This is a genomic window from Cobetia sp. cqz5-12 (genome assembly GCF_016495405.1).
Classification (GTDB): Bacteria; Pseudomonadota; Gammaproteobacteria; order Pseudomonadales; family Halomonadaceae; genus Cobetia.
In genome coordinates this window covers 987187-1003683 of the sequence record NZ_CP044522.1, presented here as the reverse complement: position 1 = coordinate 1003683, position 16497 = coordinate 987187, and the positions used below count along the sequence as shown (strand labels likewise).

General features: G+C 63.7%; 13 protein-coding genes. 2 read left to right on the top strand and 11 right to left on the bottom strand.

Annotated elements, in window-relative coordinates; all coding sequences use genetic code 11:
* From F8A90_RS04285 to F8A90_RS04270, 4 genes are all read right to left on the bottom strand, one after another.
* On the bottom strand, positions 1 to 783 hold the full coding sequence (locus F8A90_RS04285; RefSeq protein WP_175088221.1) for a Na(+)-translocating NADH-quinone reductase subunit C: 783 nt from the start codon (positions 781 to 783) through the stop codon (positions 1 to 3).
* A 1-nt stretch (position 784) separates the two neighbouring features.
* The gene (locus F8A90_RS04280) at positions 785 to 2017 is read right to left on the bottom strand and encodes an NADH:ubiquinone reductase (Na(+)-transporting) subunit B (protein ID WP_043331920.1); all 1233 of its coding nucleotides are present in this window, start codon (positions 2015 to 2017) and stop codon (positions 785 to 787) included.
* Complete coding sequence (locus F8A90_RS04275) at positions 2017 to 3366, bottom strand: Na(+)-translocating NADH-quinone reductase subunit A (RefSeq protein ID WP_166019267.1); 1350 nt, start codon at positions 3364 to 3366, stop codon at positions 2017 to 2019. Before F8A90_RS04275 ends, F8A90_RS04280 begins: the two co-directional genes overlap by 1 nt.
* A gap of 341 nt (positions 3367 to 3707) precedes the next feature.
* The gene (locus F8A90_RS04270; protein ID WP_043331922.1) at positions 3708 to 5156 is read right to left on the bottom strand and encodes a glyceraldehyde-3-phosphate dehydrogenase; all 1449 of its coding nucleotides are present in this window, start codon (positions 5154 to 5156) and stop codon (positions 3708 to 3710) included.
* A gap of 554 nt (positions 5157 to 5710) precedes the next feature.
* Here F8A90_RS04270 and mfd point away from each other — a divergent pair.
* Positions 5711 to 9238, top strand: a complete 3528-nt coding sequence (gene mfd / locus F8A90_RS04265) for a transcription-repair coupling factor (RefSeq protein ID WP_200019170.1) — start codon at positions 5711 to 5713, stop codon at positions 9236 to 9238.
* Positions 9239 to 9356: 118 nt separating this feature from the next.
* Here mfd and F8A90_RS04260 read toward each other — a convergent pair whose 3' ends face one another.
* From F8A90_RS04260 to F8A90_RS04235, 6 genes are all read right to left on the bottom strand, one after another.
* The gene (locus F8A90_RS04260; protein WP_200019168.1) at positions 9357 to 10094 is read right to left on the bottom strand and encodes an S-methyl-5'-thioinosine phosphorylase; all 738 of its coding nucleotides are present in this window, start codon (positions 10092 to 10094) and stop codon (positions 9357 to 9359) included.
* 296 nt (positions 10095 to 10390) lie between these two features.
* Positions 10391 to 10972 carry a hypoxanthine-guanine phosphoribosyltransferase gene (locus F8A90_RS04255; protein ID WP_233593439.1) on the bottom strand — a complete coding sequence of 194 codons (582 nt, stop codon included), beginning with the start codon at positions 10970 to 10972 and terminating at the stop codon, positions 10391 to 10393.
* Complete coding sequence (locus tag F8A90_RS04250) at positions 10953 to 12299, bottom strand: mechanosensitive ion channel family protein (protein WP_233593438.1); 1347 nt, start codon at positions 12297 to 12299, stop codon at positions 10953 to 10955. The genes F8A90_RS04255 and F8A90_RS04250 overlap by 20 nt, the downstream gene beginning before the upstream one ends.
* A 48-nt stretch (positions 12300 to 12347) precedes the next feature.
* On the bottom strand, positions 12348 to 13493 hold the full coding sequence (gene nagZ, locus F8A90_RS04245) for a beta-N-acetylhexosaminidase (RefSeq protein ID WP_200019166.1): 1146 nt from the start codon (positions 13491 to 13493) through the stop codon (positions 12348 to 12350).
* Positions 13494 to 13752: 259 nt separating this feature from the next.
* Entirely contained in the window at positions 13753 to 14295 is a 543-nt protein-coding gene (locus F8A90_RS04240; protein ID WP_200019164.1) for a L,D-transpeptidase, read from the bottom strand.
* A complete protein-coding gene (locus F8A90_RS04235) occupies positions 14295 to 14972 on the bottom strand; it encodes a TetR/AcrR family transcriptional regulator (protein WP_043331928.1) in 678 nt (225 codons plus the stop codon). Before F8A90_RS04235 ends, F8A90_RS04240 begins: the two co-directional genes overlap by 1 nt.
* 543 nt (positions 14973 to 15515) lie before the next feature.
* On the opposite strand from F8A90_RS04235, the gene lexA reads away from it, so the two are divergent.
* Positions 15516 to 16145, top strand: coding sequence for a transcriptional repressor LexA (lexA, locus tag F8A90_RS04230; RefSeq protein WP_166019261.1), 630 nt, complete (start codon positions 15516 to 15518; stop codon positions 16143 to 16145).
* 103 nt (positions 16146 to 16248) lie between these two features.
* On the opposite strand, the gene F8A90_RS04225 is transcribed toward lexA, so the two are convergent.
* Entirely contained in the window at positions 16249 to 16488 is a 240-nt protein-coding gene (locus F8A90_RS04225) for a hypothetical protein (protein WP_052384340.1), read from the bottom strand.
* Positions 16489 to 16497 lie beyond the last annotated feature (9 nt).

Below are 16497 nucleotides of genomic sequence, written 5' to 3'. Positions count from 1 at the left end.
TTACGCTCCTTTGACGTCACGGAACTGGGTCAGGTACTTGGCGAAGCCATTCTCACCCATCCAGAACTGCAACAGGTTGGTCACGCCGTTGCTGGTCAGGGTAGCCCCTGACAGCGCATCGACCTGGTACTTGGCATCCGGAGAAGACGGATTCACGCCGCCCTTCTTCAGGTGCACTTCCGGGTCCATGCTGCCTTCGGGATAGATCTTCTTGCCATCCCACTGGGCCTTCCACTTCGGGTTGTCGACTTCGCCGCCAAGCCCCGGAGTTTCGCCCTGCTGGTAGAAGGAAAGACCGACCACGGTGTTGCCGTCACCCTTCAGTGCCAGATAGCCGTACATCATTGACCACAGGCCGTTACCGCGCACCGGGACGATGATCTCGTCCGGCTGTTCGACATCGCCGACCAGATAGACCACGGAGTACTGCTCACGACGCTTGATTCCCGGCAGGTCTTCGTCGCCAGACAGGGTGCGTGAGGTAGCCGGGTCCTTGGACATCTTGGCCTGGTCGTACTTCTCCGGGTCGATGTCATCGACGTATTCACCGGTATCCAGGTCCACCACCTTGGCGGTGACCTTGTCACGGAACTGCTGACCGATGTCCTCACCCGGTTGCAGCAGCTCGGCGACCGCGAGGATGTTGCTCTTGCGATCCAGCTCGGCATTGGTCATCTGCATCGGACGCAGCACGACCGCTGCGGTGGAAACCACCACCGAGCAGACGATGCACAGCCCGAGCGCGACGCCGAGGGTTTTCTTGATGGAGTTGTTGCTGGCCATGTCAGACGGTCTCCTCGTTCGCGATGCCGGCAGTCTCGCGCTTGACGCGGCGCTTGATGTTGGCCTGCACGACGAAGTGGTCGATCAGCGGAGCGAACAGGTTGGCGAACAGGATCGCCAGCATGATGCCCTCGGGGAAGGCCGGGTTGGCGACACGGATCAGCACGGTCATCACGCCGATCAGTGCACCGAATACCAGCTTGCCCTTGTTGGTCATGGAGGCGGAGACCGGATCGGTGGCCATGAAGACCATACCGAAGGCGAAGCCGCCGATGACCATGTGCCAGTACCACGGCATCTCGAACATGGCATTGGTGTCGCTGCCGATGGCATTGAACAGCGCCGAGGTCGCGATCATGCCCAGCAGGACGCCCAGCATGATTCGCCACGAGGCGATACGCGTCCACAGCAGCACTGCGGCACCCAGGAAGATCGCCAGTGTGGAGACCTCACCCACCGAGCCCGGAATGAAGCCGAGGAAGGCGTCGGTCCAGCTCATCTGCTGCATCAGGGCACCCATGCCATCCTGGGCTGCAGTGGAGAGTGCGGTCGCACCGGTGAAGCCATCCGCCGGCACCCAGACCGCGTCGCCGGAAATGCTGGCCGGGTAGGCGAAGTACAGGAAGGCACGGCCGGACAGTGCCGGGTTGAGGAAGTTCTTGCCGGTACCGCCGAAGACTTCCTTGCCGATCACCACACCGAAGGTGATGCCGAGCGCGACCTGCCACAGCGGAATGGTCGCCGGCAGTGTCAGCGCGAACAGCACGGAGGTGACGAAGAAGCCTTCGTTGACCTCATGACCGCGACGCATCGCGAACAGCACTTCCCAGAACCCGCCGACCGCGAAGGTCACCAGATAGATGGGCAGGAAGTAGGTGGCGCCCAGGATGAAGTTGGCCCACACGCTGCCGGCATCATGGCTGCCCGCCAGCAACATGACGATGGCTTCACGCCAGCCGCCCAGCGCGCTGTAACCGCCCGCGATGGCCTCATTGGCCTGCAGACCGGCGTTGTACATGCCGAAGAACATGGCCGGGAAGGTACACATCCAGACCGTGATCATGATGCGTTTCAGGTCGATGCCATCACGCACGTGGGTGGTGCTGCGCGTGACGCTCGCCGGCGCATAGAAAATGGTGTCCACGGCTTCGTAGAGCGCGTAGAACTTCTCGTACTTGCCACCTTTGTGGAAGTGCGGCTCCAGGTTATCCAGAGTCTGTCGAATGCCCATCATCAGACCTCTTTCTCGATCGTGGTGAGGTTGTCACGCAGGATGGGACCGTATTCGTACTTGCCCGGGCACACGTAGGTGCACAGCGCGAGGTCCTCTTCATCAAGCTCCAGGCAGCCAAGCTGCATGCCGGTCTCGATATCACCCACGATCAGCGAACGCAGCAGCTGCGTCGGCAGAATGTCCAGCGGCATGACCTTCTCGTACGCGCCCACCGGCACCATGGCACGCTCGGAGCCATTGGTGGAGGTATTCGGACGGTAGTCGGTCAGACCGGTCAGCTTCGACAGGTAGATACCCAGCACCGAGTGACGCTTGGCGCCCATCGACAGCCAGCCCATGAAGGCACGCTTGTTGCCTTCCTCGAGCAGGCTCACCTGATTGTGGTAGCGGCTGACGAAACGCAGCGCCCCTTCACAGGTCAGGCCGGAGAACACCGAACCGGAGATGACACGCGTGTCTTCCGGCTGCTCGACTTCGCCCTTGAGCAGCTCTTCGGTGCTGGCGCCCAGACGGGTGCGCAGCAGGCGCGGCTTGGTGGCACGCGGGCCACCGACGGCGATGATGCGCGTGGTGTCCAGGCGACCTTCCGCCAGCAGCGTACCGATGGCGACCACATCCTGATAACCGACATGCCAGACCTGACGCTGCAGGCTGACCGGCGCGAGGTGATGGATGTGCGTGCCCGGCAGACCCGCCGGGTGCGGGCCCTTGAAGGACTCGCTGACCACACCGGAGACGTCGCCACCCGGGATATCAGCCCCCGGTGCCTGGCACAGGAAGACCTTGCCTTCGGTCAGACGCGTCAGTGCGACGAGCCCCTGACGGAAAGCGGCTTCCTGGCCCTTGAGGACCACGGCCGGGTCCGCGGACAGCGGGTGAGTATCGATGGCGGTGACGAAGATGGCTGCCGGCTTGGCATCCAGCGCCGGCACGCGCGAGAACGGGCGGGTACGCAGCGCCGTCCACAGACCGGACTCGACCAGCTGGTCGACCACGACCTGACGTTCGAGACCTGCAATGGCGGCGTCGCCATGTGCAGTGAATTCCACAGCTTCGCCCTGCGCGTCGATCTCGATGACCACGGACAGAAGCTTGCGCTTCTCGCCACGATTGATCTCGACCACAGTACCGGCAGCAGGCGCGGTGTAACGGACGCCCGGGGTCTTCTTGTCAGTGAACAGGAGTTGCCCCTGCTTCACCTTGTCCCCTTCACGGACTTCCATCGTCGGCTTCATGCCGACGTAGTCAACACCCAGGATCGCTACGCGACGAACGGGCTGCGCATCCTCGATACGCTGCTCCGGCGCCCCGGCGATGGGGAGATCCAGGCCACGTTTGACTTCGATCATAGACTCGCCCAATTGTCGGATCTGATGTTGTTCAGGAAAGATCACCCATCGTAGATACGCCTCGAGGCCGATAGTTGACCAGGCAGCCTCGCGATTTTCGCGTATCAGGCAATGTGAATGCTTTTCTTATCAGACGGTTGGAGGTGTAGCCCAGAGATTGGACCGGCCCAAAAAAATCCGGCTCATTATAAAGATGCGAGGCCGGAAAGACCATACGACACTAAAGTGGTGCACACGCCGAAAACGCCAACGCCCCCGCCATCATTGAGGGCGGGGGCGTTGTAACAGCAGGTATTTATTTCAATTTTTCGCGAGTCACGCCACAGGCGCGGCGCATTGACTCAGCGCGTCGGGAAGTAGCTGAAACGCACGTTGGACATGTGCTGCAGAATACGTACCACCTGACAGCTGTAACCGAACTCGTTGTCGTACCACACGTACACGACGGCCTGCTTGTCGGTGACGATGGTCGCCTGGCCATCGACGATGCCGGAATGGCGGTTGCCGACGAAGTCCGAGGACACCACTTCACAGGAATCGACGTAGTCGATCTGCTTCTGCAGTGAGGAATGCAGGGAGGCGGTGCGCAGGAAGTCGTTCATGCGCTCGGCGTCGCTTGCGGTGTTCAGCGTCAGATTGAGGATCGCCATCGAGACATTGGGCGTCGGCACGCGGATCGCATTGCCGGTCAGCTTGCCGGAAAGCTCCGGCAGCGCCTTGGCGACGGCCTTGGCGGCACCAGTCTCGGTCAACACCATGTTGAGCGCCGCGGCACGCCCACGACGGTCACCACTGTGGAAGTTGTCGATCAGGTTCTGGTCGTTGGTATAGGAGTGCACCGTCTCGACGTGGCCCTGGCTGACACCGTACTCATCGTGCAGCACCTTCAGCACCGGCACGATGGCATTGGTAGTACAGGAAGCCGCGGAGATGATGCGGTCATCATCGCTGATGTCGGTGTGGTTGACGCCGTAGACGATGTTCTTCAGATCGCCCTTGCCCGGCGCCGTCAGCAGCACCTTGGCCACGCCCTTGCACTCCAGGTGCTGCCCCAACCCGGCCTCGTCACGCCACTTGCCGGTGTTGTCGACCACGATGGCGTTGTCGATACCGTGCGCGGTGTAGTCGATCTCGGTGGGCGAGTTGGCGTAGATGATCTTGATGTAGTTGCCATTGACGATCAGCGCCGAGTTTTCCTCATCGACGGTGATGCTGCCCTCGAAGGGACCGTGCACCGAGTCGCGACGCAGCAGGCTGGCCCGCTTTTCCAGGTCATCCTTGCTGCCACGCACCACGATGGCGCGCAGACGCAGCAGGTTACCGCCGCCGGCCTTCTCGATCATGATGCGCGCCAACAGGCGACCGATACGCCCGAAGCCATACAGGACGACGTCCTTCGGGTCGCCACCCATGCCGCCTTCGACGTAGCCACCGACGATATCGGCCAGTTCACGCTTGAGGAAGGCGGTAATGTCCGTCTCGTCGGAGCGCTTGAAGGCAACGGCCAGCTTGCCGATATCGACGTGGGCCGGGCCCAGGTTGAGCTCGATCATCGCGCGCACCAGCGGGAAGGTGTCTTCCACTGACAGCTCGACGCCTTCGGCCTTGCGCACCCAGCGGTGGTTCTTGAGGATGCGCACCATCGAGCGGTTGATCAGCGAACGCCCGTAGATGGAGGGCACGACGTTGAAGCGGCGGTAGAGATCTCCCAACAGCGGGATCATCTGCTCCGCGAGGGCTTCATTGTCCTGCCACTGCTTGAAACAGGCTTCGAGATTCTCTTGGCTCACGGGTGCATCCTCTCACGTGCGGGCAAATAATGATGGTCGTCACCGATCGCTTGGCGACGCCGGACAAGGCCAGCTGAGTATGCGTAACGCGGCTATGCACCACAATGAAAGGATGGTCGCACGCAGGGTAGTAGTGCTACAGAATCAACGATTTGACTACAAAAGCGCTTCCTCCATCCCGCGCTCGGTCATCGGTGTCCACGGTGCTGAAAAGAGGATCACTTGCCCCCATGTAGCAACTGACTTGCTATGATCAAGCGCGACTCCTTTCATGGCGGCGACTGACGCTGCAGCCCATTGCGCTGCGATAGCTTGCGTTGAAGCGCCTGCCTTGTTGCTCTCCTGAGTGTGCCGTGCCCTCACCAATGTGCCGTGCCCCCGTGAGACTGCCTTGCACCCATGAGTCGCTCAGCGTCATCTGCATGCGTGGGCCGCTCACCATGAGCGACTGACCCAGCACCTTATTTCACTCGGGCCCTGCCCGTGACGTCATCCCGTGCCGTGAACGCCGCAAGGCGTTGCGCCCAAGCCCAGGACACAAGACACCAGAGCCCATGTTCGAGACTCCGCTGACGCCCCCGTTGCCGCGCTCGCGCCGCGAAACCACCTTCTGGATGCTCAATGACCCCAGCGCCGCGGCGCTGGCGCTGGCGCGCCTGGCCGATGCCGATGTAGCGCCGCTGATGGTCATCACGCCGGATACCGCCAGCGCCCAGCGCCTGGAAGCCGACCTGCGCTTCTATACGCGCCATCCCGAGCGCCTGCTGCCCTTCCCCGACTGGGAAACGCTGCCCTACGACAGCTTCTCACCGCACCAGGACATCGTCTCGGAGCGTCTGCGCACCCTGCGTACCCTGCAGACCAGCCGCCGCGCCATCGTGCCGGTACCGGTCAACACCCTGATGCAGCGCCTCGCGCCGGTGGATTACATCGCAGGCCAGGTCTTCAGTCTCGCCAAGGGTGACATCCTCGATCGCGAGGATTTCCGCTCACGCCTGTCGCGGGCCGGTTACCGCGCCGTGGAGACGGTCTATGAACCAGGCGAATACGCCCTGCGCGGCGCGTTGATCGACCTGTTCCCCATGGGCAGCGTGCAGCCGCTGCGCATCGATCTGTTCGATGACGAGATCGACACCCTGCGCGCCTTCGACCCTGACACCCAGCGCAGTGGCGACAAGGTCGAGGCGATCGAGATTCTGCCTGCACATGAATATCCACTGACCCGTGGCGCCATCGCCTGCTTCCGCGAGGGCTTCGAGACGCTGTTCGATGTCGACCCGCGCCAGTGCATTCTCTACAACGACGCCATCAAGGGCATTCCCTCGCCGGGGCTCGAGCAGTATCTGCCGCTGTTCTTCGACGAGACCGCGACGCTCTTCGATCACATGGGCGACGAACTGCGCATCGCCATGCTGCCCGGCGTGCGCGAGGCGGCCGAGAGCCACTGGGATGCCATCACCACACGCTACGCCAATCTGGGCGTCGACCCGACCCGCCCGCTGCTGCCACCGCATCGCGCCTTCGTGCCGGTCAATGAGCTGCTGGGCCTGATCAAGCAGCACGAGCGCATCGAGCTGGTGCGCGAGCCCAATGCCCACGCCATCGAATTCGGCCACCAGACACTGCCGAGCCTGGCCATCGATGCGCGTAGCGCCGACCCGACCCAGGCGCTGGCCAGCTTTCTCAAGCAGCGCCTGAACGGCGAGCATGCCCAGCGCGTGCTGTTCGTCGCCGAGACCCAGGGCCGCCGCGAAGTCGTCGAGGAGCAGCTCACCCCGCTGCTGCGCGGCTTCGGGCTGCGCAGCCTGGATGACTTCGCGAGCTTCGAGCACTTCGTGGATAGCCCAGCCGCCGTTGGCCTGACCGTCGGTGGCCTGACGCATGGCACCTGGGTGGCCAGCACGCAGGGAGAAGATGCGCTGTCCAGTGATGACACCGACAGTTACAAGGGGCTGGTGGTCATCACCGAGACCGAGCTTTACGGCGAAGTGGTACGTCAGAGCCGCCGCCAGGCGCGCGCCACCGATGACAACGAGCTGGCCGTGCGACACCTCTCGGAGCTGCGTGAAGGCGCGCCAGTGGTGCACCACACCCACGGCGTCGGCCGCTATCTGGGGCTGGAGACCATCAACGCCGGTGGCCAGGAGGCCGAGTTCCTCGCCCTCGAATACGCCGATGGCGCCAAGCTCTACGTGCCGGTGGACAGCCTGCACCTGATCTCACGCTATTCCGGGGCCAGCGACGAGCTGGCACCGCTGCACAAGCTGGGCTCCGAGCAGTGGGAGAAGGCCAAGCGCAAGGCGGCCGAGAAGATCCGCGATACCGCCGCCGAGCTGCTGGATGTCTATGCACGCCGCGAGGCGCGTGTCGGCCATGCCTGCGACTTCCCCGCCGAGGACTATGCACGCTTCGCGGCCAGCTTCCCCTTCGAGGAAACTCCGGACCAGGCGCAGACCATCGGCGCGGTGATCCAGGACATGTGCGCCCCCCAGCCGATGGATCGCGTGGTATGTGGCGATGTCGGCTTCGGCAAGACGGAAGTCGCGATGCGCGCCGCCTTCCTCGCCGTCAATGCCGGCCGACAGGTGGTGGTGCTGGTGCCCACCACCCTGCTCGCCCAGCAGCACTACGACAACTTCCGCGACCGCTTCGCCGACACCGCGGTGGAGATCGCCCTGCTGTCGCGCTTCACCAGCGGCAAGGGCCAGGAAGCTTCGCTCGAGCGCATCAGGAACGGCCAGGCCGATATCGTGATCGGCACCCACAAGCTGCTCTCAAAGTCGCTGGAGCTGCCCAACATGGGGCTTCTGATCATCGATGAGGAGCACCGCTTCGGCGTCTCCCAGAAGGAGCGCCTCAAGAGTCTGCGCGCCGAGGTCGACATCCTGACCCTGACCGCCACGCCGATTCCGCGCACGCTGAACATGGCGATGAGCGGCATCCGCGACCTGTCCATCATCGCCACGCCGCCGGCGCGTCGCCTGTCGGTGAAGACTTTCGTGCAGCAGCGCAACGACGGCGTGGTCAAGGAAGCCATCCTGCGCGAGCTGCTACGCGGCGGGCAGGTCTACGTGCTGCACAATGAGGTCAAGACCATCGAGGAGAGCGCCGCGCGCATCGCGGAGCTGGTGCCGGAGGCCAATGTCGGCGTCGCCCACGGCCAGCTGCCGGAGCGTAGCCTGGAGCGGCGCATGTCGGACTTCTATCACAAGCGCTTCAACGTGCTGGTGTGCTCGACCATCATCGAGACCGGCATCGACATCCCGAGCGCCAACACCATCATCATCGAGCGCGCCGACAAGTTCGGCCTGGCCCAGCTGCATCAGCTGCGTGGCCGCGTCGGGCGCTCGCACCACCAGGCCTACGCCTACCTGCTGACCCCGCACCCCAAGGCGATGACCCGCGATGCGGTCAAGCGCCTGGAGGCGATCAGCGAATCCCAGGACCTCGGTGCCGGCTTCACGCTGGCCTCCCATGACATGGAGATCCGCGGCGCGGGTGAGCTGCTGGGTGACGAGCAGTCCGGCCAGATGGAAACCATCGGTTACTCGCTGTACATGGAGATGCTCGATCGCGCCGTGAAGGCCATCAAGGCAGGCAAGACGCCCAATATCGAGTCGCCGCTGGATGAAGGCGTCGAGGTCAGCCTCAATCTGCCGGCACTGATTCCGGCCGATTATCTGCACGACGTCCAGCAGCGTCTGATGATGTACAAGCGCATCAGCAACGCCGAGAACGCAAGCGACCTGCGCGAACTGCAGGTCGAGATGATCGACCGTTTCGGCCTGCTGCCGGAACCGGTCAAGACCCTGTTCCGCCAGACCCAGCTGCGCCAGCGCGCCCAGGCCCTGGGCATCATCAAGCTGGAGGCCGGCGCCGGGCGGGGTCGCATCATCTTCGGCGCCCAGACGCCGGTCGATCCGCTGACGCTGGTCAACCTGATCCAGCGCCAGTCGGATGTCTACAAGCTGGAAGGCGCCGACACCCTGCGCTTCGCTACCGACATGGATGACGCCGAGAAACGCTTCAGTTTCTGTGAGACCTTGCTGGACCTGCTCAACGCCAAGACCAAGGCCGCCTGACCCACCCACTCACCTCTGTGCACGTGAAAATGCGCAGAACATGAAAACGGCCTGCATCGCGGATGCAGGCCGTTTTTTCTGGTAGTCAGACCGCCGCACCTCTCAGGGGACAAGCGCCTCACGCATGGCGCGCCAGAAGCGCTGCCAGCAAGCACTGCACCCTGGGCATGCCAGCCTCGATAACGGACTCCGTGCCCGCGCGGGTCGGCTCCTCTTCGCCGACGCCTGCGGCATGGCTGATCACCAGACACAGGCTGGCATATTCCATCTCGAGCTCACGGGCCAGTACGGCCTCGGGCATGCCTGTCATGCCGACCAGCGTATTGCCATCGCGCGCCATCAGGCGGATCTCGGCAGCCGTTTCCAGGCGCGGCCCCTGCACCACGCCCAGCACCCCGCCGGCCGTGAGGGGCAGCCCCGCCTCGGCCGCCGCCGCATGCAGTTCCTCGCGCCAGACCCGATGATACGGCCAGGCGAACGACACATGCTGAAACGGCTTGAAACGCCCATCGAAGAACGAGCCCTCGCGACCGGTGGTGTAATCGATCAGTTGGTCCGGCACCACCAGCGTGCCCGGGGTCAGCGTCGGGTCGATACCGGACACGCAGTTGACTCCCACCACATGGGTTGCGCCCGCTTGTTTGAGCGCCCATAGATTGGCGCGATAGTTGATGCGATGCGGTGGCACCTTGTGCGGCTGACCATGACGAGCCAGGAACAGCAGCGGCTGCCCATTCAGACGCCCCTCCACGACACCACAGGAGGCCGCCCCCAGGGGCGTTTCCTGACCGCCGCGCTTGAGCACTTCCATCCCCACCCAACTGCCGAACCCCGTCCCACCGATCACCGCCAGCATCGCCCGCCTCCTTGCCACCCGTGTGCAGGAACCTCTCGGGACCGGACCCTCCGCCCCCCCCCCTCAGCGAACGCTACTCCGAGCCAACCGACAACGACAAGCACAATCGTCATGTCTTGCGTCAAGAGAACAGAAAAGGCCCCGAAAACGACACCACCCGCCGCGGTTGCCCGGGCGGGTGGTGATTGAATGCCAGCGTTGACGATGGCTATCGCACGCGATGGCGATGTCAGCCGGCGATGGCGACTGCCATCGGGCAGGTCCTGATGCAGCTCCTTGGGCTACAGATCTCTGGTCTACAGACCCTTGGGCGCGTAGATGCCCGGCGCGTTACGCCAGTAACCCTTGTAGTCCATGCCGAAGCCGAACAGAAAGCGGTCTTCGACGTCCAACCCACAGAAGTCGGCCTTGAAGCCCGGGAAGGCCTTGCGGTCATGCTTCTTGTCGACCAGCACGCAGCTGGACACGCTGCGCGCGCCGGCTTCACGGCAATACTCGAGGATCGCGGCCAGGGTGCCTCCTTCATCGAGGATGTCATCGACGATCACCACGTCGCGGCCGGCCATCGGCAGTTCCGGGTTGACGCGCCAGAACAGCTCGCCGCCGCGCATCGCGCCACGATAGCGAGTGGCGTGCAGATAATCGACTTCCAGCGGGAAGTCGAGACGGGTCAGCAGCTGGCCGGCGGTGATCAGGCCGCCGTTCATCACGCAATAGAAGATCGGCATGCGATCGCCGAGGTGTTCCGTCAGCTCAACGGCCATGCGGTCGAGTGCCACTTCAAGGTCAGCTTGCGGGATCAGGCAATCGGCGTTGTCCATCACCTCACGCATTTCGTCATGCAGGGCGGTGAGAGTCTCAGGCGTCGGAGTCAGCATCGGGAGTTTCCTGGGTGTCACTGGCCTCATCTCCACGCCGGACAGGCGCAGAAGAGGATGTAGCAGCGGCGGTTGAATCAGAACGGCGGCGGGACCCGCGCGTCTGCGTGTCTGATGACGCCGCGGCGTTCTCTGCCTCGGCGTCGTGTTCATGGTGGCGTCCTTCGAAGGACAGTACATCGGCAAAGTGCAGACGCTGCCCCGGCAGCGCCACCTGGGCATCATGCTCACGGATGATGTCGTGCACCTTGAGCAGGACATCCTGCTTGATCGCGTGGTACTTCACCCAGTCGGTGGTGCGCGTGAAGACATAGACGAAGAAGTTCAGCGAATGCTCACCGTAGGTGGTGAAGTTCACGATCTGGGTGCGCGTCTGGTCGATCTCGTCATGGCCTTCCAGCATCTCGCGTACCGCGGCAACGATGGGGCCGACCTGGGCGGCATCCTCATAGCGCAGCCCCACGGTCTCGAAGATGCGGCGGTTGTACATGCGCGACGGATTCTCCACCGAGATGCTGGTAAAGATGGCGTTCGGCACGTAGAGGGGCCGCATGTCGAAGGTGCGGATGCGCGTCAGGCGCCAACCGATATCCTCGACGGTGCCCTCGATCTCGCGGTCCGGGGAGCGGATCCAGTCGCCGACCTTGAAGGGCCGGTCGAGATGGATCATCAGGGCACCGAAGAAGTTGGCCAGCAGATCCCGCGCCGCAAAGCCGACCGCGATACCGCCGACACCCCCGAAGGCCAGCACCCCTGACAGCGAGACGCCGAGATTCTGCAGGATGGCCAGCCCCACCAGCACGACCACGACCGCACGCAGCAACTTGCTGATCGCCGAGGCCGTGGTGGCATCCATCGCGTTGACGTTGGTGCCGGGCGGCGGCATGGTGCGCAGCGCCTCGAAGCGCTTGACCATGCGAATCAACGCCCAGGCCAGCGCCAGCAGGGTCACGATCTGGCGCGCCGTGCCCAGGTACTTCTCGGCCCCGCTGAGGCTGAACTGGCCGGCGATGATGCCGAGCGCCAGCAACACCCCCATACTGTAGAGCCAGAATGACAAGGGATGACGCAGGCCATGCACCAGGGCGTCATCCCACAGGTTGCGGCTCTTCTCGGCATGCGCCGCCAGGCGAGTGAGCACCACTCGTTCGATGAGGTGCAGCAACAGCACCGCCAGCAGCAGCAGAGCCAGATTGATGCCCCACAGCGGCAGACCAAAGGTCTGCTCGACCCATTGGCGCAGCGGCTCGACCCATTGATTGATCATCTCTTCGGCAGGCGCTGCCAGCTTGTCGGCAGCAGCCTCGGTGGCGGATTGCTCAGCCATGGGAATTCCTTGCCAGTCTTCGACTCGAAAAAGACACCGCGTGCCTGATTATTGCGCGCTACCGGACTCAGAGGCCGACGACGTGTCAGACGCCTCGGCACTGCCAAGCGTGCCCGAGGGCATGGCAACCTGCTGTGATGCCTGGCTGGCCGCCATCGATTCGAGCCGCGCGTGGGTGCGCCGCCAGCGTGCCAGCCCCACCAGGCCATCCAGCGTCGGGCGAGCCCGCGCATAGCGCAACCGCGCCTGGCGCTTGCCTCGGTGGCGCTGCTCATCGTCATCGAGGCTGTCGAGCACTTCGCGCGCGGCGGCCGGGTCATTGCAGACCAGCGCCATGTCACAGCCGGCGTCCAGCGCCAGGCGCGCACGCTCTGCCGGGCCACCTTCCGCGACTGCCGCCGCCATGCCCAGATCATCGGAGAAGATGGCGCCCTTGAAGCCGAACTCTTCGCGCAGCAGGCCCAACCAGCTGGGCGAGAAACCCGCGGGACGTGCATCGAAATCCGGATAGACCACATGCGCCGGCATCACGCCGCCCAGACGCTCGGCGAGGGCCGCGAAGGGCTTGAGATCATGTTCGCGCAGCTCGCGGAACGGACGCGGGTCGACCACGCGCTCCAGATGGGTATCGGCCGAGATGCCACCATGCCCCGGGTAATGCTTGCCGACGGCGGACATGCCCGCCTCCTGCAGCCCATCGATGAAGGCGCCGCCCACCGCGATGACGTCTTCCGGCGTGGCGCCGAAGCTGCGATCACCAATGATGGTCGAGCCCGCCACATCGATATCCAGCACCGGCGCAAAGGTGATATCACAGCCGATGGCTGCCATTTCCATGCCCAGCAGCCAGCCGGCATCGCGTGCCAGACCCAGGCCTGCGGCCTGGGCGTCTTCGCCGCAACCATCACAGTCACGGCCGAGACAGCACTGTGCCAGGCTGCGCATCGATGGCAGGCGTGTCACGCCCTCGCGCAGACGCTGGACGCGCCCGCCCTCCTGATCGATGGCGATCAGCAGGTGGGGATTCACGCTGCGAATCTCGCGGCTCAGCTCCAGCACCTGCTCAGGAGAAGCGCAGTTGCGCGCAAACAGGATGACGCCCCCGACGGCAGGGCGTGCCAGCAGTTCACGTTCGTCGCGGGCGAGGGTCAGCCCCGCAACATCGACCATTACGGAGCCCAGTGGCTGTGTCATGTCATCCTTCCTGTCCATGGCCTGCGGCAGTGATGTCCCGTGTAGAGAGGAATCACGACCGCCAGGACTTCATGTCTTTTACGGGGCTTGGCAGCCTGGAAGAAACGTGATGAATCAGGCTGCCAGCGCGAGGAAAGGCGCAATTCTAGCCGACTGAACCCCTATCGAACAGTCGCGACCAGCTGCACCCCGGCAAGGGACTGCCACACGGATTTCGGTGACGGCTCATGGAGGGTATCAGACTCGGACACCAACGCCTTCAGACATGCAGCAGCACCGGTGTGCCGGGCACGGCCTCGGCAAAGAGTCGCAGCAGGTCGTCATCACGCAAGCGAATGCAGCCGTGGGACGCCGCGACGCCCATGGGTTCCGTGCTGGGCGTGCCATGAAAATAGATGTAGCGGCGCAGACTATCGACCCGCTCACCGCGGGCATTGCGACCGCGATTGAGGCCGGGCTCGCGGCCGCTGAGCCACAGAATGCGCGTCAGGATCCAGTCACGCTCAGGATGCTCTAAGGCAAGCTCAGGCGTGAACACCTCACCCGTGAAGCGCCGTCCGCGATAGACGGCGCCACGCGGATTGCCCGCCCCGATGGCGGCACGAATCACATGCCAGCCGGTTGGCGTGCAACCGCTGCCGTCGAGCTCGCCGATACCGTTGAGGCCGCTGGAGATCGCGCAGGCGTGCACCAGCGCGTCAGGGCCGGCCGCGGGGGGCGGCGCATCACGACTGCCACTCGGCGCGTCATTGCGTATCTCGAGGCTCTGGCGTGAGAGATCCACCGCGACCCAGCAGGCCATCAGCTGGCCGCCTGGGTGACCGCCTCACCATCCCCGAGCGAGGCCGGCAACGGCGCTGCCATCGCCGCGACCACCACCGGCCGCATGTGCTGAATCAGCTCACGCACCGTGGTGTGATGGCCGTATTCGGCCTCCTCGATATCGCGCAGTGCATCCAGGCCCGAGAAGGTGAAGATCACGCTGCCGAGCATGAAGTGCAGGCGCCAGAAGCGCTCGTTGTCCGGCAGATCAGGCGTCGCCAGCTTCAGAAGCTCGGCGAAGCGGCTGAAGACCGTGCCGTAATGCTCGCGGATATAGCGCCGCATGTGGCCCTGCCCCTGGGTATAGGCCAGCCCAAGCAGGCGCATGAAGGTACGCAGGCTGTTGCGCTCGGCCGGCACCTCCAGCACGGTGCGCGCCATCACCTCCAGCAGGACCTCCAGCGGCACCTGACGCCCGGCGTATTGCTGCTCGACGCTGTCGAGTGCCGCGTGGAAACGCTCACTGAACGGATCGAGATAGCGCGCGAAGACCGCCTGGATCAGCGATTTCTTGGAGCCGAAGTGGTAGTTCACCGCCGCCAGATTGACCTTGGCCTTGCTGGTGATGTTGCGCAGTGAGGTCTCGGCGAAGCCGCGCTCGGCGAACAGCACCTCGGCAGTATCGAGGATGCGGGTAACGGTATCGGTCTGGGCCATGGGCGGAACCCTTGTCAGGTAGAAAAGGACTGGAGTCGTAGGTCACGGCGCAAGCCCCGCACGGCGACTCTCTCATGAGGTGGTGCTGGTTCACGGCAAGGCCGCGTACGATCAAGGCATGTTCGAACACGGCCCGCTCGAGCACGGCATGTTTGATCATGCCTCGACCGGCCACCGCCATCGACGAACATTCGTTTGAAACACTTTGATTCTAGCGCGCCATGCCATGACTGACAATTCTCTCGCGTTTCAAACGCCAGAGGTTTAGCCAAGACTGATATTCGCTGAACGCTGACCGTGGCGATCCAAGGACTCGCAATATCCGTCCCTCCCAGACAGCCCGCCTGACCTCATCAGCAGAGCCTTTGACATCGGGCAAGCAAGGTCACCAGACAGCGATCTCTCGACGACTACCTGCCCTTTGAGGCCACCACGCAAGCCACGATGCCTTGCATGACCGCCATGACTGGATACAATGACAGTTGTATGGATGCACACCCCGTGCCGTCAGCTCAAGATGCCGCCCAGGCCAAAGGCAATGCCATGACCCAGCCGCTTACTCCGCGCCAGCAGGATGTCTTCGACTTCATCATCAAGACCATCAAGTCCTCTGGCTACCCGCCGACGCGGGCCGAAATCGCCCAGGCGCTGGGCTTCCGCTCGCCGAATGCCGCCGAGGAGCATCTGCGCGCCCTCAAGCGCAAGGGCGCCATCGAGATGGTGCCGGGCACCTCACGCGGCATTCGCGTGCCGTCGCTGGCTGACGTCGACGACAGCGCCAACGATGGCCTGCCGGTGATCGGGGAAGTGGCTGCCGGCAGCCCGATTCTTGCCAGCGAGCATATCGACCGCCACTGTCCGCTGCCGAGTGACTACTTCTCGCCGGCTGCCGACTACCTGCTGCGTGTGCGCGGCGTGTCGATGAAGGATGTGGGGATTCTGGAAGGCGACCTGCTGGCCGTACACCGCACCACCAGCGTGCGTGACGGCCAGATCGTGGTGGCCCGCCTGGGGGATGAAGTCACCGTCAAGCGCTTCCGCCGTGACGGGCACTACGTATGGCTGGAAGCCGAAAACGAGGACTTCTCGCCGATCAAGGTCGACCTGCGCACGGACAGTCTGGAGATCGAGGGTCTCGGGGTGGGCGTCATCCGCGATGGTGGCCTGCACTGAGGCCTTGACCAGCAGCGCTTTGCCCAGCAGAAAAGCCGCACGCATCGCACAAAAAAACCCGCCTCGAGGCGGGTTTTTTTGTGCGCGAAGCATGAGCGATGAATCAGTGCACGATGCCTTCTGACTGCTCGTCCTCGTCTTCTTCGCCATCCCAGAGGCGAGTCCGGGTGATGGCGTGGTCGATCATCTCACGCGCGACCTCGAAACGATTGTCACGCAGCAGATCAGCGGCCTCGTCCGAAATGCGAATGCTGAGCAGCGGCTCACCTTCGCTTTCCGCGGCGCGCAGAATCACTTCACCATCTTCCATTTGCACAATTTCAAGTACGGCGGGATCGGACACGTCATTCCT